This window comes from Epilithonimonas lactis, from assembly GCF_900110605.1.
GTDB lineage: Bacteria > Bacteroidota > Bacteroidia > Flavobacteriales > Weeksellaceae > Epilithonimonas > Epilithonimonas lactis.
In genome coordinates this window covers 680,496-700,101 of the sequence record NZ_FOFI01000001.1, presented here as the reverse complement: position 1 = coordinate 700,101, position 19,606 = coordinate 680,496, and the positions used below count along the sequence as shown (strand labels likewise).

Here is a 19,606-nt window from a genome sequence, read left to right as displayed (position 1 = left end):
CATACTAATTATATCATTTCAATGAGCAAACAAGAATATTCAAAATTTATAGAAGAGAGAGCAGAAAAAAATTTTGAAAAACAAAGTAAATATTTTGATTTTGACAGCACTTTATTTGCAGAGATTAGACCTTTAATTTATCAAATAAATAACAGCTTAATACTGGAATCTCACGTACCTGCTTTAACTGCAACAAATTATTTGGTAGAAAGATTATTGAAAATTGCGCTTATATATAATGAAGTTAAAATTGAATCTGTTGAACTCGAAAAATTAAATTCTCTGTATGACCTGCCAAATAAAAAATACATCAAACTTAATTTTGAGAAATCAATAGAGAAATGCAGAAATTTGGGATTAATAAATGATTCTGAAAGAAATTTTCTTGACACAAAAATAAGACCCTTAATTAGAAATTCTTATTCTCACGGGGATCCCACTAAAATTACAAACACACTACCTAAAAAAACAAAAGCATATGTTGGAAGTTTTTCTGAACCAGGTAAAATAGATGAAATTGACTTTGAAAAACATTTTATTCCTACCTTTCAGAGCCAAATATTTAATGAATTTGCAGAACAAAATTCTAAAACCTATTTTGATTTCGCTTATAATTTGATATCAAATATTGAAGATAGAATAAATTACTTTCACAAAAAATAAATAAAGCGATATTGGGTATAACTTCCTACATAAAGATAAAGTCTCTGATTACAAATCCGCAATATCGACTAACCTTAAATGCTAGCAGACAAACAAACACCCGCCACAAATGAAATTGATCATCTTTTTTCTTGGAATATCTACCTTTTGCTTCTCGCAAAAATTTAGTTTTATTTACGAAACAAAATACAAACTGAATTCAGAACAACCAGATGATGTGAGTTCCGAGAAGATGATTTTGGACCTCAAAAACAACAGTTCCATTTTTAGAGATTCACTCGACAGAAAATCAGATTCAGTAAGGTTGAACCATGGAAACGGCAGGTTTAAAATGGGTGTCGAAAACCAATTCTATGTCAAAAAGAATCTTGCTCAAAAAAGAATTGAAAAAGTTATCACTTATTTGGGAACAGATTATCTGCTTCCAGTTGAGGACGTATTAGATTGGAAAATAAGTTCTGAACAAAAAGTCATTGGAAACTACAGATCTCAAAAAGCAGAAACTACTTATGGCGGAAGAAACTGGACCGCCTGGTTCACTACAGAATTGCCTTTTTCCGATGGTCCTTATATTTTCAGTGGTTTGCCTGGGTTGATCCTTTCTATTCAAGATTCAAACAATGATTATTCGTTTAATTTGATAGAGGTCAAAAAAGGCGAGCCTATTTTTGACGCCCGCACAAAAACGGTAAAAATCGATTGGAAAAAGTATGAAACCCTTGCAAGATCCTATTTTAATGACCCGTTTGATATCATTTCAAAAGGTTGGAAAACTGCTAAATTTACAGATTCGAAAGGTGTTACAGTGGATATTTCCATAAAGAATAAAGAAATGCAGAATAATATTTTGCAAGAAAATAACCCCATTGAATTAGATCACAAAATCAACTATAAATAAAAACTTTTAATCAAGAAAAAATGAGAAACCATATTTACACTTTGTTATTATTATTTTTATTTACAGGCGTTAATGCGCAAGACTATTCAACACTGATAGGTGAAGCTAATCAATCATATGAGGCAAAAGATTACAAAATGTCTACTGACCTCTATGATAAAGCTTTTAAAATCGAAAGCAAAAACCCCAGTCATTTGTATAATGGTGCTTGTGCATCTGCATTAGCAGGCGATACGAAAAAGGCATTTAGATGGTTGAACTTATCCATAGAAAATGGTTGGACAAACTTAAGGCACTTAAAGTCTGATACTGATTTGGACCATCTGCATTCAAAAAAAGAATGGGAGAAAACGGTTGAAAAGTTGGAAAAGAAATTAGAGTTGGTAGAAGCCAATTATGACAAACCATTGCAGGCTGAATTGTTGACCATTCTGGAGGAAGACCAAAAATACAGAAAGCAGATCCACGAAACGCTAAAAACCCACAGTGATGACTCTAAAGAAATGCAAGACCTCTGGAAAATAACACATCAGAAAGACTCCATCAACTTATTAAAAATAAAAAAGATATTAGATGAAAAAGGTTGGGTTGGAAAAGACAAAGTAGGCGCGCAAGCCAACAGTGCGATATTTCTTGTCATTCAACATTCGGATCTGGAGACGCAAAAAAAATATTTGCCAATGATGAGAGAAGCTGTAGCAAAAGGGAATGCAAATTCAGGCTCTTTGGCTTTGTTGATCGACAGAATAGAGATCCGAGAAGGCCGGAAACAAATCTACGGCAGTCAGATCGGCATCAATCCGAAAGACGATACGCACTATGTTTTACCATTGACCGATCCTGACAATGTAGATAAAAGAAGAACAGAAGTTGGCCTTGGCCCCATCGCTGACTATGTTAAAACTTGGAATTTGGTTTGGGACGTCGAAAAGTATAAAAGTGAGCTGCCTGAATTAGAAAAATTACATCAATAGAAAAAACGTCCGCCGAAGGATGTTTGCAAAACGTTAACCGTAATTTTATGAGAAATACTATTTGTTATCTATCGATATTAATGATGTCTCTTTCTTGTTCACAGAAAAAGACTGACACCGTAAATGTGAAAATTGAAAATAACAAGTCTGATACGGTTGAAACACGGAAAGAGAATGAACTAGAAAACAACCCTGATTGTGTGTTTGACGATAATTACAAAAAATTGACTGAAGAATGGCTAAGTGAAGTTGACATCAAAACATATATTTGGGATTCAAAAATCAATAAAGCCACATTGATCTACGAAGGGGACACTTTAACTTTGTATAAAGGCGGTTGCAACCATTTTGTAAGTTCAGTAGAAATTAAAACAGATATTTACCCAAATAATATATCAGACAGCAATCTGCTAACAAAAATCAATAACATAGCGTGCAAATTTAAATTTGAAAATTATTGCAAAAAGCTTATGGAAAGTCGATTTAAAAAAATTAATACTGGCAACTCATCTTATTTTTTAGAATTTGAAGATGATGATCCGGAAGACAATTTGATTTCTGAAGGTATTAAAATCTCAGAAAAAGGAAGGAGAACAATTATTGAAATATCAGAATATTATAATTAAAAACGAATGCTAGTAGGTCTTTGCAATAGTGGAGCGATACTGGAACGTTCTATCGCAGTTTGCCTTTCGTGCACTACAAACCGACTCCCAAAGTGCTGTTTTATTTTTCCTAAAAATCAGCCAAAATTTAACATCAATCATCAAAGCTTTTACAAAATTGGCGTAACTTCGGGGAACAAATTCTGATTATGAAAAAGCATCTCATAACACGATCTCTCATATTGGTGCCTATGGCATTCCTTACGCTTCAATGCAACAAAACGGAAACCAGCCCTGCACCAGCGCCTCAGAAACTCTCTCTGAGCGACACGGTAACTGCCAAACCAAAGCTACAACCCGAAAACAAGGACGACACCACAGAGAAAGTGGCACACTACATCGCCAACGAGTACCTGACGCCCGGCGACCTGAAAGCCATCCCGATGAGCGAGCGGAAATTTCGCTACCAAACAATCGACCTGAACACCGATGGGAAGATGGAAATCTTTGTGAGTTTCTTTACGCCTTACTTCTGTGGCTCCGGTGGCTGCTCTATGGTTTTGCTGGATGACCATCTGAAACCGATCACGAAATTCACGGTCACTACGCCACCACTCTACGCTGAGCAAGAAACAACAGATGGCTGGAAAACATTACTCGTGCAGGACCGTGACGGATGGAAACAACTGACGTTTAAGGATGGAAAATATCCATCGAACCCTTCTGTCCTACCCGCTTCTACCAAGGAGCCAAGCGACTATGCACAAGGCATCTTCACAGAACAACTCACCGAACATCAATTCTAAAAATATCTTCATTATGAAAAAACTGATCCCTTACTTATTATTGCTGGTCTTCACAAGCCTGAGTGCCCAGAAGATCGCAGACGGCGAAACGGTAACGGTGGACGGACTGGCCGTGACCTTCAACATCCTGAACAAAGAGTCTGTGACGGCAGGCGGGAAAACCTATGACCGCTACAAAGTATCCGCAACGCTGGTGAACAATTCCGGAAAAGACTTCAGCCTGCGACTGAGCAACGCCCCGCAAGTGGTGACGAAAACCGAACTGGTGGAGCTGGACTGTATCAATGCGACCGGCGCCAAACTGACGTCTAAAAAACTGGCCCTGAAAATGAATCCGCAGAACCTGAACGTGACCTACTGGGCTTACACCAAAGATGGCAAATACCAAAGCTTTGTGATTCCTGTTGTATCGGGCTACTTCCTGGACAATGGCGGATCGGTGAGCGACAATGCGATCTTCATCGTACCCCAGGGTGAAGCACCGAATGTGACTGTACGCAAGACCTTGTAAGTGAACAGCACTTGCAGCAAGTTTATAAAATTTAAAAACCGCTTTTTGAAAGCGGTTTTTTGTCTGCTTTTGAAGACAGTTCTCGATACAATTTTTCTCCGCTATGCTGCGAAAAATCACTCGAACTGACGGCAATTGGCGTTCATAATTTTTTGACCTAGATTTAAAAGCTGCGTTACTTGTAATAGCGAAGATTATCAAGATATTGTGTTTTTGCTGTAATGTAGATTCTCGATACAGTTTTCCTCCGCTCTGCTACGAAAAATCACTCGAACTGACGGCAATTGGCGTTCATAATTTTTTGAACTAGATTAAAAGCTGCGTTACTTGTAATAGCGAAGATTATCAAGATGTTATGTTTTTGCTGTAATGTAGGTTCTCGATACAATTTTTCCTCCGCTGCGCTGCGAAAAATCACTCGAACTGACGGGATGAAGATGTTAATTTCAGTTATCAATCTATAGAAAAAGTCTGCGAGGAAATTTGTATTTTAGTCCATATTAGAAGCATATACATGAAAACCAGTCTTTACATCTTCATCCTGTTATCCATTTTGCTTGTGGCAGATTGTATCGCTTATTATTTTTACCAAATCAGCTTGGCAGGATATTACAGTGACATCATTTTGTTATGGCTTTGGTTATTGATGAGTCTTGTCGTGATTGTTTTATTCTGGAAGAAGATCTTGGCAAAAGTGTTTTTGGGCCTTATGGTCGTGACATTGGTTCTAAGTATCGCCCCGATGGGATTGCCATTTTATACCTTCATCCTTTCTATGACCTCAGCAGGTTTACGCCTGGACAAAGACCTCAACGACAAATATCGGGGACAGATCGTAGGATATGGCGTAATGGTCTATCCATGGCTTGAGATCATAGAGAAACATGGACTGCTGGAAAGAAAGATTCTGGAATGTACAGAGATGCAACTAGAAGCATTTGGCAAAGAAAGGATCGATGTGAAGTTTGAGACACAATTGAGCCCTGACTTAAAGATTAGTGAAGCCAAAGACCTCTTCCTCAAATCTGAGACAGATAGTACCATCGCTATCACAATCTTTTACGGCGGGCCGAATAAGACCATCACTTTTGATAAAATTAATAAAAGTTTGAAATACATCAGTGAAAAGTGATGTGTCAGAAATAATTGTTATTTTAGTGATGCTAAAAAACTAATTGAAAACTAAATAATAAAAAAAAATGGACAAAAGTAAAGCCCCGATTTTCACGATGAGTATCGTCGCCATCATTGTTGGCGCGGCATTGTACAAGCAGATTGATTTTAGAACAATGACCGTTGAGAAGCCTGCTTTGTCGATTCTGTATGCTGTCACTTTTTTGTTTGCGGTTGCAGTGTTGGTAAGGAATTATCGGAAGGGTGCGGAGAAATAGAATCTCTAATATCATTAGATTATCCATAAACTAAAATGCTCTATGGACAAAGAACTTTGGGATCACATACTTCAATTTGATTTTGATGATCCACCCAGTGAATATGGATTTACAATCCGTCTTGCCAACGAAAACTACTGGACTAAAGCGTTTACAGAACTCGCTATTTTGGAATACAAAAAGTTCATGTACCTCGCGGCAACCTCTGATATGATGGTTTCTCCGTCCGAGATTGTTGATACCGTTTGGCATCAGCATTTGATTTTCACGCAATCTTACTCAAGTTTTTGTATTTTGATAGGAAAGCAGATCCAGCACATTCCGTCCACACATAATAGAGAGGAATTTGAGAAATTCAGACAAGCCAAAGAGAGAACTCTGGGACTGTACAAATCAGTTTTCGGTGAGCAACCCAAAAGCATCTGGGAATATCATGGGATGTTTGAAAGCCTGAATCTGAATAAAGCCAACTTAAAAATAAGAACGTTTCTGGTATTTGGAATTCTGGGTTTCATTGCCCTGATTGCACCTTGCTACTTTCTATTGAGACCCATCTATTTGGAGATCCATAATCCTTATTTCATGATCGGATTTATTGCTTTATGTCTCTTAACATTTGCCGGACTGGAGTTTTACAACCGAAATCAGCTGAAGAAAATAACAAAAGAATTTGATGAAGATTCATTTGTTTATCATCTGAAACCTTATGAACTTGTTTATCTCAAAACACAGAGACTCAACGATGTCATCAATGGAACTATCAATGAATTGATAAATAATAATACAATCTACATCAACCCTGATAAAACCATCGGTCTGATCAATCCCGATAATGTGAGTTCTAAGGAGCAGCTACAGACCGTCACCGTATTGAGTGAGCTGGGAAGGCCATTTTATCCATCCTTAGTAAGACAACTAGTCAACAAACCAATATTTTGGAATACTGCCAAATGTATGGATGCATTTGCGAAGTACGTGTACAAGTCAAAGAAATTCAGGAATTTGTTTTATATGAATTTTGGTATTTTGACCATTGTCCTCATGCTTGGTATCATTAGACTGACAACCGGCATCGTTAGGGATCGACACGTATTTCAAATTTTAATTGCGACACTTATTTTGATTGTCTTAATTATCTTCTACTTAAACAGACTTACCAAACTGGTCTGCACACACACCATTCCAAATCTGTACAAAACAGATATTTTACCAAAAAGAACTGCCCAGGACGATTGGCAATGGCAATATTTTCTACTAGGTTCCGCCGTGTTGACAGCCGCTTTTATACCCATAATTGGTTACACAGAGAAAAATAACCAATTTGGAAGTGATAGCGGAAGCTCCGGATCATCCTGTGGGAGCAGCTGTGGAAGTTCATGCGGTGGTTGCGGCGGCGATTAATAAAAGTAATTTAATTTACGACCACAAAAAGACATTAGCAAAACTAATCTTCGAAATAAATTTAAACTTAATTAAAAAAACCACAATTACATGGGATTATTTTCAAAACTATTTGGACGGAAAAACGAAGACAAATCAGCATCCGAATTGATGCGTTCAGCAGTTTCTGACAAAACAAGCGCTGACCTGAAAATGTACCAGGAAACAGTTGATCACATTGTGGTTTCTGAATCTCTACAATCCGATTTGAAACTCAAACTAAAACAAGCTTTTGAAGACCCGAGATCTTTTTATGATGATGATAATGAATTCATCCTATCTGAGCGTGGACTGACCTATCCAAACGATGTGGCGCTGACGCCGAAGTTTGTTTTGATCGATACAATGGAAGATGAAGACCAAATGGCAGAAGTGGATTGGAAAGAAGATGAGGACGAGATACGATTTGCGATCAACAGGATTATGAAGGCAAAAAAGTACCCAACAATTTCAGACGAATTGAAGTATACTGATTTAGATACTTCGGAAATCATTCGGAAAATCAATGATGATGAACTGAAACCAATGGGTCATTCTTTGGAGATCCTGGATATTAATTCTGACAGTTATGTTTTCACGATCATCCCGATAGACAAGCATCGGGACGTTTCAGAACTATTTTTAAAACTTAAATAAAAACAAACAATGGTAAAACAAATTTTCATCAATCTGGCAGTAACAGACCTTCAACGGTCTCTGGATTTTTACTTGGCACTAGGATTTACGCACAATCCTCAGTTTTCGGATGATACTGGAAACTGCATGGTCTGGAGCGACAGCATCTTTGTAATGCTTCTCAACCACGAGAAGTTTGCCTCCTTTGCCACAAAACCAATTGCCGATACAAAATCAGCCGTAGCAGGACTTTTCTCGCTCTCAGTAGAAAGCACCGAAGAAGTGGACCGCGTCATGGAAAACGGTTTGAAGGCAGGCGGAATAGAGCCCAACGAAATGAGAGATTACGGCTTCATGCAACAGCGAACCATAGAAGATCCAGACGGACATACTTGGGAAATTTTCTACATGGACCTCTCGAAAGTACCTACAGAAAATCCAGAAGGTAATTAAGCCTTTTCTACTTTGACCGTCAAAATTAGCGTATGACCCACCATCCAAAACCAAATCCCTGGAATTTTCACAACACCGATCATGCACTTGTCTCACCAGATCAGCTGTATCAATTGGTCTATTATGACCTGAATGAAATTGCCATGGGCGCACCGCTTGGTGGATTGTGCTATCTTGAAGGTAATGTTGAGAAATTGAAAATTCATGAATGGTGTGGCGGACCTCCGGTTTGGCACAATGAAGGCAAGCTATTGGCCATTCCGATTTGGGAAAGAACTGCTTTGGAAGGTACCGTTCAGAAAATTGGAATCGTAGATCTGGAGCATTTGGAGTTGAAAATATTCGAGAAAACCTTTCGGGTTCTTAATCTTCGTTCCTTTGAGGGAAAAGTTGTGCGTGCTGATTACCAAAATACTGACCTTTCATTTGATATTGAAGCGGAAAAAATTGAAGTTGTCCTTAAACTAAATGAATAAAAGATGGTTTAAGATTTTAAAAGATGCAAAGTGCCACTACAAATACATTTTCGATATTTAGAATGTTCAATTTGGCGTAATTCATGTTTCGGAAAACTCATTAACACAAAAGTATTTCGCAATGAAAACCGTAGCACAAAAGATGGGAATCAAGGAAGGCGCAAGAACCTACTTCGCCAATGCGCCTGAGGATGCGATCTTATCCATAGAACTTCCCAACATTGACCTGATAGAAAAGTTAAGTGGAGAATTTGACTACATCCATTTGTTTGTCATAAAAACAAAGCGAGCAGGCGAAGATCTTTCAAACATTAAAAGAGCACCTGAAACTGTATGGAATGCTGTGGGTCTCGTGGCCAAAAGGCGGACAACTGGAAACCGACCTTTCTCTCCCCAAAGTGATCAAGACCGGTTACGAATTCGGACTGGTGGAAAGTACGTGTCTGAGCATCAATGAAATTTGGTCTGGCATAAAATTCACCCATCCGAAAAAAGGAAAGACGTACAATAATAGTCATGCAGAACTGAAATCCAGAACCACGAATCGCTAGTAAGTTACGCTACTGATCACTTTCGGACTCAAATCTTTTCATAATCACAGATCTCAGACGTTCCTCATTATCGTCGCCCCAATTTCCTAAAACGGAGATCACGGGAATCAAAGATTTTCCAAAATCAGTGAGACTGTACTCCACTTTTGGCGGAACCACGGGATAAATGACTTTCGTAACCAGCTCATGCTCCTCCATTTCCTTAAGTTGAATATTCAAAACGCGTCTGGTCGCATCGGGAATTTTTCGTTGAAGTTCGCTCGGACGCAAATGTCCTTGATCGATAAACCAAAGCAAACGGATTTTCCATTTACCATAGAGCACTTCGCCGATCAGATCGAGGCCACAATTGAGGTTGGGTAAAATCTTTCTCTCATACATAGAAGCAAAATTAAGCCTATGTTCCAAATTGTGCAATAGGGGAAAAATTGTTCCCTATGTGAATCGTATTTCCGTAATTGTGCAATGTTGAAGTATGTCAGAAATTTGTACAAAAATAAAACAATGGTACAAGATCTTAATTTCAACAATGAGTTATCTGGCAAGATCGCCTTGGTAACTGGAGGTACAAAAGGCGCGGGAAAAGCAATTGCAGAAAGACTTCTGAAAGCTGGCGCCACCGTAATAATCTCCGCTAGAAGCAAACCCGAAACGGCGACAGAAAACTTACATTTCATTTCTGCCGACCTCAGCAGATCAGAAGGCACTAAAAAAGTAGCCGAAGAAGTTTTTGCTCAATTTGGAAAACTGGATATTCTCATCAACAATCTTGGTGGCTCGGAAACCAAAGGTGGCGGTTTTTCGGTTTTGACCGATGAAGATTGGGAGCAAAGCATCAATGTTAATCTTTTGGCACCAATCAGATTGGACAGAGAATTCCTACCACAAATGCTCTTGCAAAAAAGTGGCGTGATCATTCACATCGCATCTATCCAAGGAAGATTGCCTTTGTACGATTCAACGTTGCCTTATGCAACCGCAAAAGCTGGTCTCATCAATTACAGCAAAGGACTTTCTAAGGAAGTTTCACCAAAGGGCATTCGGGTTTTGACCGTTTCGCCAGGTTGGATCATGACAGAATCATCTACGAGATTGCTGGAACGCATCTCCGAAAGCTCCAATTCTACCATCGAAGAAGCTAGGAAAAGCGTGATGGATGCTTTGGGCGGAATCCCAATAGGAAGACCAGCCGAGCCAGAGGAAATTGCAGAGTTTGTAGGTTTCCTGGTTTCTCCAAGAGCCAATTATCTCACCGGAACAGAATACATTATCGACGGTGGAACCGTCCCAACAATTTAATTATTTTAAAAATCAAACCTATGAACTTACCAAACGTCATCACAGATCTAGCAAATGCTCAAAACAACTTTGACAGCATTGCTTATGCTAATTGTTTCTCAGAAAGCGCAGAAGTTTTTGATGAAGGAAAAACGCACAACGGAAAAGCAGAGATTCAACAATGGATTGAGAAAGCCAATACAGAATACAAAGCGACTATGAAACCTTTGGAATATTCTGAAGCCGATGAAATTTTGAAAGCTGAAGTTTCAGGGAATTTCCCAGGCAGTCCAATTGTTTTAGCTTATCATTTTAAGTTAAAAGACGGACTGATCGACTCTCTAAAAATCACAGGTTAAAAAATCTCATCCATAAAAAAACCGTTCTATTGAAGAGCGGTTTTTTTTAATTAAACTATTTGAAAATCTGTTGGGCAAATTCATTGAGACAACGTCTCCAAGTCAGCCATTCGTGGTAGGTTCCGGCTGAGTTGTATTGGACGAATGGATATTTGTTTTCATTCAAATAATTAGCTAATATGGTATTATATTCCGCAAACCGCTTGTCTTCTTTTTCGCCAATTCCGATGAAGAAAAATGGTTTTTGTTTTGATCTCAATAGATTTTCCACAGGCAATTCTTTGAAAGGCTGAAGTTCCGTTCCTTCGTAGATCACCGGACTGAATGAGCCAATGGCAGAAAACAATTCAGGATGATTTGCGCCGATGAACATTGCTTGATAGCTTCCTCTGGAAAGGCCTGCGATAGCTTTTTCACCACTCGTTTTATATTTTTTTTCGATGAATGGAATCAGCTCCTGAGTCACCAGCTTGTCTAGATTTTTTGTAGAAAGAACTGTTCTTTGATAATCGTCGGGTAATTTTTCCTGTTCGAGAGTTAGTGCAACGCCATAATCCATCACGACAATCATTTCGGTTGCCTTTTTATCTGCGAAAAGATTATCTAAAATATTTTTGATGTAACCTTGTCTTTCCCAACCAGTAATATCTTCGCCAGTTCCGTGATAGAGGTATAAGACCGGGAATTTCTGCGTGCCATAATTTGGTGGCAAATACACTTTAAAGTTTCGTTTTCCTTTGGTGATCTCAGAATCAAAACTGTCCTCTATAATCTCTCCGTGTTTTACATTTTTCTCAAAAAAGAAATCTTCACCAGACGGAATTTCAATCCCGCTTGTTGGCTGGCCGTAGCCGAAGTAAAGTTCTGTATTCGGGTCATTCGTCCTTTTGCCATCGACATTGAACCAATAGTAATGAAAGCCAATTTCCAATGGCCACGTTGAAAAAGACCAAAATCCATCGGTTCCTTCAGCAGCATCGTAAGAGAGGTTCTGCATTCCGTCTCCACCTTCTATCGTCACAGATTTTGCTTTCGGGAAATAGACTTTGAACTCTGCTTTTCGGTTAGCATCAATTCTAGGAAATTCTTTTCCGTCCTTTGCTGTGACAGACGTTCTAAAGTTTTGAGAAAACAACAGAGCCGAACTGAAAACAAGCGCAGCTGTTATGATTTTTAATTTTTGCATTGGACTATTTGAAAATGTTAGAAAACTATGCAATTTACAAATTCTATAAATTAATAAAACCGATTTAAATTGTCACAATATCCAGTTCCAGATCGTGGTAGAGAAGGATTTTCCACTGTTCTTCCCTCGCCTGTTTTTCCCAAAGCATTCTTTCGTCCCGTGCTTTTTTCCCGTCAAAATCTGTTTTGAAGGCGATCTGATATTTCAGATAACCCATCTGCGGAAGATTGTCTGCGCCATAGAACGCGGTCTCATTATTTTCTTTGATCCAAAAAACCTGATGAAACGGCGTGTGTCCACCTGTCACTTCGTATGAAATTTCGGGTGTGAGGTTTCCTTTGTCGAGATCCATCCAGACGATCTTGGCATTATCGATAATAAAATTCAGAACCTTCAGATCGAATGAGGGATTTCCATCTTTGGAACGGGCAAACTCCAATTCACGTTTTTGAAGATAAACTTCAGCCTCAGGGAAATTGAGCGACCAATGTTCTCCATCCTTATTCACCAATCCGTCGATATGATCTTTGTGCAGATGAGAAAGCAGGACCCTCTTCACATTTTCAGGTTTCAGACCGGCTTTTTCAATATTGAGATGGATCTTAGGAACGCCATTTTCCAGCCAGCCAAGTCCAGCATCCAACATGACCAGATCATCTTTGGTCTCAACAAGAAATGGTTGAATTGCTATTTTGAGGTCCTTCTCGTTTTCGGAATCTTCGAGATAGGTAAAATTTTTGTTTTTATCAACACTGAAATTCCCGTCTTTTAGCGGATGTATTTTCATCTTCAATCTTTTAAATTAAATAATTTTCATTTTTCTCAATGACAAAAAATAAGAAATCAAAACCACAATTCCAAGAAGCAGAATGAAGTAGCTCCAAGATGTGGCGTGGAGAAAGTAGCCGGAACCACTTCCCAAAAGCGCTGACCCAAAATAATAAAACAACCAGTACAAAGACGTGGCTGTACTTTTGGCTTCCTGTGCGTGCAATGCAACCATCTTGCTCGCCATGGTATGTGCACCGAAAAAGCTAAGCGTTAGAAGCGCCAGACCAATCATTACGATGAACAATCTCTGAGAAAGCAAAAGCAAGACCCCAATTAACATCAAAACAATACAGACCTGCAGAATCCTGCGTTGCTCCATTCTTTCTGAAAGTCGACCGACAATGGTTGTTCCCACGACACCTAAAGTGTACATCAAAAATATAAAGGCAATGAAAAGATGATTCATCGAAAATGGTGGCGACTCCAGACGGAATGTCAGGTAATTGTAAATACTCACAAAGGTTCCCATGCTCAGAAAAGCCACAAAATAAAGACGAAGCATATAAGGATCCGAAGCAAAGTTTCTCATCTGTTTTACCTTCAAAGTAAAGTCGATCTTCTGTGGTTGATGAAAACGTGAATCGGGGAAATATTTCCAAAATATCAACGCCAATATCAAGCTTCCCAGTCCAATGATCATGACTGTATTTCGCCAGCCTATTTCGCCATCCAAAACTGTCGCTATCATTCTTCCGCTCATTCCGCCAATCGTGTTTCCGTTCAGATACATACTTATCGCCAATCCAATGACCGAGGCCTGAACCTCTTCTGTAATATATGCCAATGCAACCGCTGAAACACCCGCTATCACAAAACCTTTCACAACTCCCATTGCAATCAAAAGTGGTAAACTTTCTATCCACGCCGAGGCGATGGTGAGACAAGATGACGTCAGCAATGCAAACAACATCTGCTTTTTCCTGGAAAAACTATCCGATTGGAAAGCAAAAAAGAAAAGACCCAAAGCCATTCCCAAGGTGGAAGAAGAAACCAGCCAAGAACTGTCACCAATGGAAGTTTTAAAATCTTTCGCAACGGTCGGCAACAACGGCTGGAACAGATAAAGCTGTGCAAAGACAGACAATCCTGAAAGAAATATCGTCAGCTGTATATTTCTGAATCTGCGACTCTTTTTGTCCGCTTTGTGATCGATGTCTGAAATGATAACTGAACTACTGATTGATCCCATAGATATAGCCGAAGCCTTTTTGTCCGTCTTCCAGTTCATATCCAGCGAGAATTCGGCGGTAGCCATCGCCTTCAAATTCGTCGAGAGAATACCAGTGGTTGCTCAAGTCATCAGAAAATAAAACATAGCAAGAAATATCTATCTGTTCATTTTCCGGCGCTGAGACAAATCCATTAAAACCCAGGTCGGCGCCCCAACCTTTGCTTTCTAATTTTCCGCCTTTCAATATTGCGGATTTCCATTCACCTTGGATATGACTTATTTTGTGATGATTGGGTTTTCCTGGAGCGAGTGTTCCGTAGATAATAAGTTTGTTCTCTGGTCGGTATTCTTCAAAAAAAACTCTCTGGTCGGCCGTAAGCTCATATTGGTCCAATGTTTCAACTTTAATATCTGCAATTTTAAGTTTTTGGTTCAAAGCTGAAAGGTCTGTTAATAAACTCATTCTTAAATCATTTTTCAATTGATGATACAAATTTCGGAATATATTCTAAATTTGTAAAACGCTTTATTTCGATAAAAACCATCGATAAAACCGATTTAGAATATGGAATTACGACAGCTCAAATACTTTCTCAAAGCAAAGGAACTTCTGAACTTCACTGAAGCTTCAAAACATCTAAATATCAGCCAAAGCACACTCTCCCAACAGATCAAACAGTTGGAAGAGGAAATTGGAATTCCGCTTTTCAACCGCATCGGAAAACGAATAACCTTGACGGAAGCTGGTCTGTTATTTTCTGAATTTGCCTTTCAAAGTGTTCAAAAATCCAATGAAGGTCTTATGATGATGAAGGATCTGAACAAGCTCAATTCCGGAAGTCTTTCCATCGGGATCACCTACGCATTGCGCCATCTTCTTACCAAAGCATTGATCGCCTTTTCCCGACAATATCCAAAGATCAAAATCAATATTGTCTTCGGAACGACCTCTGAACTGATAGAAAAGTTAAATACGACCGAACTGGATTTCATTCTCACCTTCAAAGAAAGCGATGAATCCGACTATGACTACCGTTCTCTATTTTTCTCGCCAATGACATTGGTCGTGGCCAAAGATTCGGAGTTTTCAAAACTTTCGTCCATCGCTTTGAAAGATATTATGAAGTTACCATTAGCCCTGCCAGCAAAGGGATACAGCACGATTCAATTTATCAAAGGCATCCTGAAGAAGGAAAAATTAGAACCGAATGTTTTGATTGAGATCAATGACATCCCAACTCTACTAGAACTCGTAAAAACCGGTAATTGGAATACGATATTGACTCAGGTCAGCGTGGACGATCCAGACTTGGCAACTATTAAGATCAGGGGTAAAAATATGTTGCGTGAAGCGACCATCATCTCGCTAAAAAATATGTATCAAAAAAAATCGGTCAAGATCTTTCAGGAATTTCTTTAAAAATTTATCGTCCTTAAATAACAAAAACCGCCCTTTGCTAGAGCGGTTTTATTAATTTAAAAAAGTTTGTTTAATATTTTCCTTCGTCCTGAACTTCCTTAGCCTGATATTCCTGAACCAATTCTATGGCATTCGTGATCACGTCGCTGAGCGCTGTGATGAATGTTCCTTCTTCGGCCAGACTCATCGCGTGTTTCAAAGCATCGATCTCTTTTGGGATGCATTCGTAGCTGATGTCTCGATTGGCTTCCTGGATTCCTTCGATGATGAGTCCATTGATCTCCTCTTCTGGTCTTCCTCGCAGATGTTTTTCGTTTCTGATGATGATGTGATCGAACATTCTTCCCGCAATTTTCCCGATCTCGCGGATGTCGCCATCTCTTCTATCGCCAACACCTGAGATGATTCCAATCTTCTTATTGGCTTCCACGCTTTTCAAGAAATCCTCGATTGCTTCATAACCAGCAGGATTATGTGCGAAATCGATCATCACTTTGAAGTTTTTGAAGTTGAAGATATTCAGTCGTCCAGGTGTCAATTGCGCACTTGGGATAAACGTTGTCAGTGCCAAAGCAATGTTTGGAATTTCGAAACCGTAAACGTAAGCGGCCAATGACGCTGCCAAAACGTTGGCAATCATAAACTTCGCTTTGCCTTCCATCGTTATTGGGATATTTTTCACCCTTTCGATGCGGATCTTCCATTCGCCTTTTTTGATGGTCACATATCCATCTTCATAAACGCAGGTAATTCTACCCTCTTTAGCAAAGCGTTTGATGTGCGGATTGTTCTCATCCAAACTAAACAAGGCCACTTTTGATTTGAGATCATCGACCAATCTCATAGAATATTCGTCATCAGCATTCAGGATACACCAGCCATCTTTTTTGACGCTGTCCAGAACCACACGTTTAACGCGCGTCAAATCCTTAAGATTATGAATATCGCTGATTCCCAAATGATCTTCTTTGATATTGGTCAAAACACCAATATCACAAGTTCCGAAACCTAACCCAGAACGCAGAATTCCACCTCTCGCCGTTTCCAGAACAGCAAATTCCACGGTTGGATCCTTTAAGATAAATTCGGCAGATTGTGGTCCGGTCGTATCGCCTTTTTGAAGCAATGTATTTTGGATGTAGATGCCGTCAGATGTCGTGAAACCTACTCTTTTTCCGTTGTTCTTAACAATGTGCGCAAGGATTCGCGTGGTCGTCGTTTTTCCATTCGTTCCCGTCAAAGCAATGATTGGAATCCTGAATTCTTTTCCTGGTGGATAAAGCATATCTACAACCGGCGCTGCAACATTTCTTGGCAAACCTTCGCTTGGCGCAAGGTGCATTCTGAAACCTGGTGCTGCGTTGACCTCCAAGATCGCGCCGCCGCTTTCCTTCAAAGGTTGCGTCAGGTTTTCTGCCATAATATCAATCCCACAAACATCTAATCCGATAATTCTGGAAACACGTTCTGCCATCTGAACATTCTCTGGATGGATCATATCGGTCACATCAATGGATGTTCCGCCAGTAGATAAATTCGCAGTTGATTTTAGATACACGATTTCTCCTTTTTGAGGAATGGTCTCTAAAGTATAATTTAATTTTTCAAGAAGTTCGTTAGTGTCTTTGTCCACATCAATTTCGGTCAAGACATTCTCGTGTCCATAACCTCTTCTTGGATCCGTATTTTCTTTATCGATGAGTTCTTGGATGTTCAACTCGCCATCGCCAACCACGTGAGCTGGAACCCTTCTCGCCGCTGCCACCATTTTATGATTGATGACCAAAACTCGGAAATCGAAACCTGTGATATATTTTTCAACAATTACTTTTCTGGAATATTGTTGCGCGTGTGTCAGCCCAACCACAGCTGTCTCATAATCATTCACATTGATGGAAGCACCTTTCCCGTGATTGCCATCTAATGGTTTGATCACTATCGGATAACCTATTTTTCTGATTGCAAGATCCAAACCTTCCTCGTCAACTACCAAACTTCCGGAAGGAACAGGAATTGCGGCATCTTCCAACATCTTTTTCGTCAGTTCTTTGTTGCAGGCGATGTCTACGGCAATGCTACTCGTGTTACCTGTAATCGTTGCCTGAAATCTCTGTTGATTGATCCCATAACCCAATTGAACCAAAGAGTTTTTCCCCAATCGGATCCACGGAATTCTTCTGGAAACGGCCTCTTCAACGATACTGCCTGTAGATGGTCCCAATCTTTCGCTTTCACGGAGTTCTTTCAGATTATGGATACATTTGTCGATATCATATTTTGTTGCAGCCATCAACGCCTCGGCGATCTTTACGGATTCTTCCGCAGCGTAAATCCCGGCCTGCTCTTCTCTATAATTGAAAACCACGTTGTACACGCCTGGTGTTTTGGTTTCGCGGGTTCTTCCAAATCCTACGTCCATTCCAGCCAGCGTTTGGATCTCCAAAGCGATATGCTCGATCACGTGCCCCATCCAAGTTCCCATCTCCACACGTTTGAAGAATCCGCCAACGCAGCCTTCGGAACATCTGTGGGAGATCAATGATGGAAGCAATTGTTCGATTCTTTCTCGGAAACCATCTATCTTATTGGTTGGGAAATGTTCTGTTTCTTCCAGATCCAAACGCATCTGTATCAATTTTTTTCTAGTGATGCTCCAGATATTCGGACCTCTTAGAACCTGTATTTTTTCGATTTTCATATTTAAAAAGTAGTTGTTAGATATTAGATTTCAGTAATTGGTCTTAAAATCAATGCTTTGAAATTTTATAATGAGTGACCTCAGACAATCAAAAACACTTACCAAAGCCGTTCCTAAATTCTAGTTTTATCAAAGATAATAGAAAAGCATTTAAATCAAGAAAATTTAGAAATAAATATTTTGTTATAAAACAGATTCTTTATCATTTTTATAAAATAATTAATGATTTGTTAATTTAAATCCGATTTTTACATTAAATAAATATTTAATAATTAAAACTTTAAATGTGAGTTCCTGATTTTAACCTTCTAAATATGACGTATATTCTATTATGATTTATTATTTTTGTTAACTATGAAATCAAAAGGAAAACTAGTCATCATTGGAGGCGCTGTAAACAAAGGTAGTTTTACAGAGACCAGTTTTGACCAAAACGTCGAAAAAAACCTCAACTTTTTTGAACGAGGAATCCTCAGAAAGATCATCGATGAATCTAAAAACAAAGAAGATTCTGTCATCGAAGTGATTACTACAGCTTCTCAGATCCCAGACATTGTGGGACCAGAATATAAAAAGGCGTTCGAGTATCTTGGCATTAAAAACTGTAACATCCTAGACATCCAAAACCGTGAACAGGCGAATAGTGACGCCATCGTTGCAAGAGCCAACGCAGCTGATGTTGTGATGTTCACTGGCGGCGACCAGTTGCGCTTGACCTCAATTCTTGGTGGAACGCGATTCCACGATGCGATCTTAACAAAATATCAGACCGAAGATTTCATCTACGCGGGAACCTCTGCCGGTGCTGCTGCCGCTTCTGAAAATATGATCTACCAAGGTTCCAGTTCTGAAGCCTTGTTGAAAGGCGAGATCAAAACCACGCAAGGTCTTGGATTTATAGAAAATGTGATCATCGATACGCATTTCGTGCAGCGAGGACGAATTGGAAGATTGTTTCAGGCCGTTGTCAACAATCCGAGAACATTAGGAATTGGTCTTGGTGAAGATACAGGTTTATTTATCGAGGATGATACAATGACCGCGATCGGTTCTGGTCTGGTCATCATTGTGGATGGACTTCAAATCAAAGATACCAACTTGACCAATATTGACCTCGGACAACCAATTTCCATTAAAAACTTGGTTGTGGACGTCCTTTCTATGAATGATACTTTTGATTTGAAATCCAGAGAAATGACGATTGTGAATTCACAGTACAACCCGATTCCGCAGGTGATTCCGAGTAATTATACGAGCGATTAAAAACTCTTCGACTCCGC

General features: G+C 39.3%; 23 protein-coding genes. 17 read left to right on the top strand and 6 right to left on the bottom strand.

Annotated features, from left to right (window positions below):
- Nucleotides 1-21: 21 nt before the first annotated feature.
- The 13 genes from BMW39_RS03280 to BMW39_RS03220 all read left to right on the top strand — a co-directional run bounded on the left by BMW39_RS03280 (nucleotide 22) and on the right by BMW39_RS03220 (nucleotide 9,289).
- Nucleotides 22-663, top strand: a complete 642-nt coding sequence (locus BMW39_RS03280) for a hypothetical protein (protein ID WP_034977188.1) — start codon at nucleotides 22-24, stop codon at nucleotides 661-663.
- A gap of 109 nt (nucleotides 664-772) precedes the next feature.
- Nucleotides 773-1,561, top strand: a complete 789-nt coding sequence (locus BMW39_RS03275) for a GLPGLI family protein (RefSeq protein WP_051879993.1) — start codon at nucleotides 773-775, stop codon at nucleotides 1,559-1,561.
- Between the two features lie 20 nt (nucleotides 1,562-1,581).
- Complete coding sequence (locus tag BMW39_RS03270) at nucleotides 1,582-2,535, top strand: DUF6624 domain-containing protein (protein ID WP_034977185.1); 954 nt, start codon at nucleotides 1,582-1,584, stop codon at nucleotides 2,533-2,535.
- 47 nt (nucleotides 2,536-2,582) lie between these two features.
- Nucleotides 2,583-3,161 carry a hypothetical protein gene (locus tag BMW39_RS03265; protein ID WP_131474343.1) on the top strand — a complete coding sequence of 193 codons (579 nt, stop codon included), beginning with the start codon at nucleotides 2,583-2,585 and terminating at the stop codon, nucleotides 3,159-3,161.
- A 188-nt stretch (nucleotides 3,162-3,349) separates the two neighbouring features.
- Nucleotides 3,350-3,946, top strand: coding sequence for a hypothetical protein (locus BMW39_RS03260; protein WP_034977180.1), 597 nt, complete (start codon nucleotides 3,350-3,352; stop codon nucleotides 3,944-3,946).
- A gap of 13 nt (nucleotides 3,947-3,959) precedes the next feature.
- The gene (locus tag BMW39_RS03255) at nucleotides 3,960-4,457 is read left to right on the top strand and encodes a hypothetical protein (RefSeq protein ID WP_051879991.1); all 498 of its coding nucleotides are present in this window, start codon (nucleotides 3,960-3,962) and stop codon (nucleotides 4,455-4,457) included.
- Nucleotides 4,458-4,971: 514 nt separating this feature from the next.
- Nucleotides 4,972-5,589: a hypothetical protein gene (locus BMW39_RS03250; RefSeq protein ID WP_034977177.1), complete on the top strand. Its 618-nt coding sequence runs from the start codon at nucleotides 4,972-4,974 to the stop codon at nucleotides 5,587-5,589.
- A gap of 67 nt (nucleotides 5,590-5,656) precedes the next feature.
- Nucleotides 5,657-5,848 carry a hypothetical protein gene (locus BMW39_RS03245; protein WP_034977175.1) on the top strand — a complete coding sequence of 64 codons (192 nt, stop codon included), beginning with the start codon at nucleotides 5,657-5,659 and terminating at the stop codon, nucleotides 5,846-5,848.
- Nucleotides 5,849-5,890: 42 nt separating this feature from the next.
- Nucleotides 5,891-7,249: a DUF2207 domain-containing protein gene (locus BMW39_RS03240; protein ID WP_034977172.1), complete on the top strand. Its 1,359-nt coding sequence runs from the start codon at nucleotides 5,891-5,893 to the stop codon at nucleotides 7,247-7,249.
- Nucleotides 7,250-7,339: 90 nt separating this feature from the next.
- The gene (locus BMW39_RS03235; protein ID WP_034977169.1) at nucleotides 7,340-7,924 is read left to right on the top strand and encodes a DUF6630 family protein; all 585 of its coding nucleotides are present in this window, start codon (nucleotides 7,340-7,342) and stop codon (nucleotides 7,922-7,924) included.
- A gap of 9 nt (nucleotides 7,925-7,933) precedes the next feature.
- Entirely contained in the window at nucleotides 7,934-8,356 is a 423-nt protein-coding gene (locus tag BMW39_RS03230; RefSeq protein ID WP_034977165.1) for a VOC family protein, read from the top strand.
- A gap of 32 nt (nucleotides 8,357-8,388) precedes the next feature.
- A complete protein-coding gene (locus BMW39_RS03225) occupies nucleotides 8,389-8,832 on the top strand; it encodes a hypothetical protein (protein ID WP_034977163.1) in 444 nt (147 codons plus the stop codon).
- A 121-nt stretch (nucleotides 8,833-8,953) separates the two neighbouring features.
- On the top strand, nucleotides 8,954-9,289 hold the full coding sequence (locus BMW39_RS03220; RefSeq protein ID WP_221406043.1) for a hypothetical protein: 336 nt from the start codon (nucleotides 8,954-8,956) through the stop codon (nucleotides 9,287-9,289).
- A gap of 103 nt (nucleotides 9,290-9,392) precedes the next feature.
- On the opposite strand, the gene BMW39_RS03215 is transcribed toward BMW39_RS03220, so the two are convergent.
- Nucleotides 9,393-9,764, bottom strand: coding sequence for a winged helix-turn-helix transcriptional regulator (locus BMW39_RS03215; RefSeq protein WP_034977161.1), 372 nt, complete (start codon nucleotides 9,762-9,764; stop codon nucleotides 9,393-9,395).
- Between the two features lie 123 nt (nucleotides 9,765-9,887).
- Here BMW39_RS03215 and BMW39_RS03210 point away from each other — a divergent pair, with 123 nt between their 5' ends.
- Entirely contained in the window at nucleotides 9,888-10,682 is a 795-nt protein-coding gene (locus tag BMW39_RS03210; RefSeq protein ID WP_034977933.1) for an SDR family oxidoreductase, read from the top strand.
- 20 nt (nucleotides 10,683-10,702) lie between these two features.
- On the top strand, nucleotides 10,703-11,020 hold the full coding sequence (locus BMW39_RS03205) for a hypothetical protein (protein WP_034977159.1): 318 nt from the start codon (nucleotides 10,703-10,705) through the stop codon (nucleotides 11,018-11,020).
- 55 nt (nucleotides 11,021-11,075) lie between these two features.
- On the opposite strand, the gene BMW39_RS03200 is transcribed toward BMW39_RS03205, so the two are convergent.
- From BMW39_RS03200 to BMW39_RS03185, 4 genes are all read right to left on the bottom strand, one after another.
- Nucleotides 11,076-12,206, bottom strand: a complete 1,131-nt coding sequence (locus BMW39_RS03200) for an alpha/beta hydrolase-fold protein (RefSeq protein WP_034977156.1) — start codon at nucleotides 12,204-12,206, stop codon at nucleotides 11,076-11,078.
- A gap of 64 nt (nucleotides 12,207-12,270) precedes the next feature.
- Nucleotides 12,271-12,993 carry an MBL fold metallo-hydrolase gene (locus BMW39_RS03195; RefSeq protein WP_034977154.1) on the bottom strand — a complete coding sequence of 241 codons (723 nt, stop codon included), beginning with the start codon at nucleotides 12,991-12,993 and terminating at the stop codon, nucleotides 12,271-12,273.
- Between the two features lie 15 nt (nucleotides 12,994-13,008).
- Nucleotides 13,009-14,292, bottom strand: a complete 1,284-nt coding sequence (locus BMW39_RS03190; protein WP_245750441.1) for an MFS transporter — start codon at nucleotides 14,290-14,292, stop codon at nucleotides 13,009-13,011.
- Nucleotides 14,210-14,671 carry a gamma-glutamylcyclotransferase family protein gene (locus BMW39_RS03185; RefSeq protein WP_083391873.1) on the bottom strand — a complete coding sequence of 154 codons (462 nt, stop codon included), beginning with the start codon at nucleotides 14,669-14,671 and terminating at the stop codon, nucleotides 14,210-14,212. The genes BMW39_RS03190 and BMW39_RS03185 overlap by 83 nt, the downstream gene beginning before the upstream one ends.
- 102 nt (nucleotides 14,672-14,773) lie before the next feature.
- Between BMW39_RS03185 and BMW39_RS03180 the strand changes: the two genes are divergently transcribed.
- The gene (locus BMW39_RS03180) at nucleotides 14,774-15,628 is read left to right on the top strand and encodes a LysR substrate-binding domain-containing protein (protein WP_034977150.1); all 855 of its coding nucleotides are present in this window, start codon (nucleotides 14,774-14,776) and stop codon (nucleotides 15,626-15,628) included.
- A 70-nt stretch (nucleotides 15,629-15,698) separates the two neighbouring features.
- Here the strand turns inward: BMW39_RS03180 and cphA are convergent, their stop codons facing one another.
- Nucleotides 15,699-18,326, bottom strand: coding sequence for a cyanophycin synthetase (gene cphA, locus BMW39_RS03175; RefSeq protein WP_034977148.1), 2,628 nt, complete (start codon nucleotides 18,324-18,326; stop codon nucleotides 15,699-15,701).
- Between the two features lie 354 nt (nucleotides 18,327-18,680).
- On the opposite strand from cphA, the gene BMW39_RS03170 reads away from it, so the two are divergent.
- Nucleotides 18,681-19,589 (top strand): cyanophycinase, encoded by a 909-nt coding sequence (locus BMW39_RS03170; protein WP_034977146.1) that lies wholly within the window; start codon nucleotides 18,681-18,683, stop codon nucleotides 19,587-19,589.
- Nucleotides 19,590-19,606: the final 17 nt, after the last annotated feature.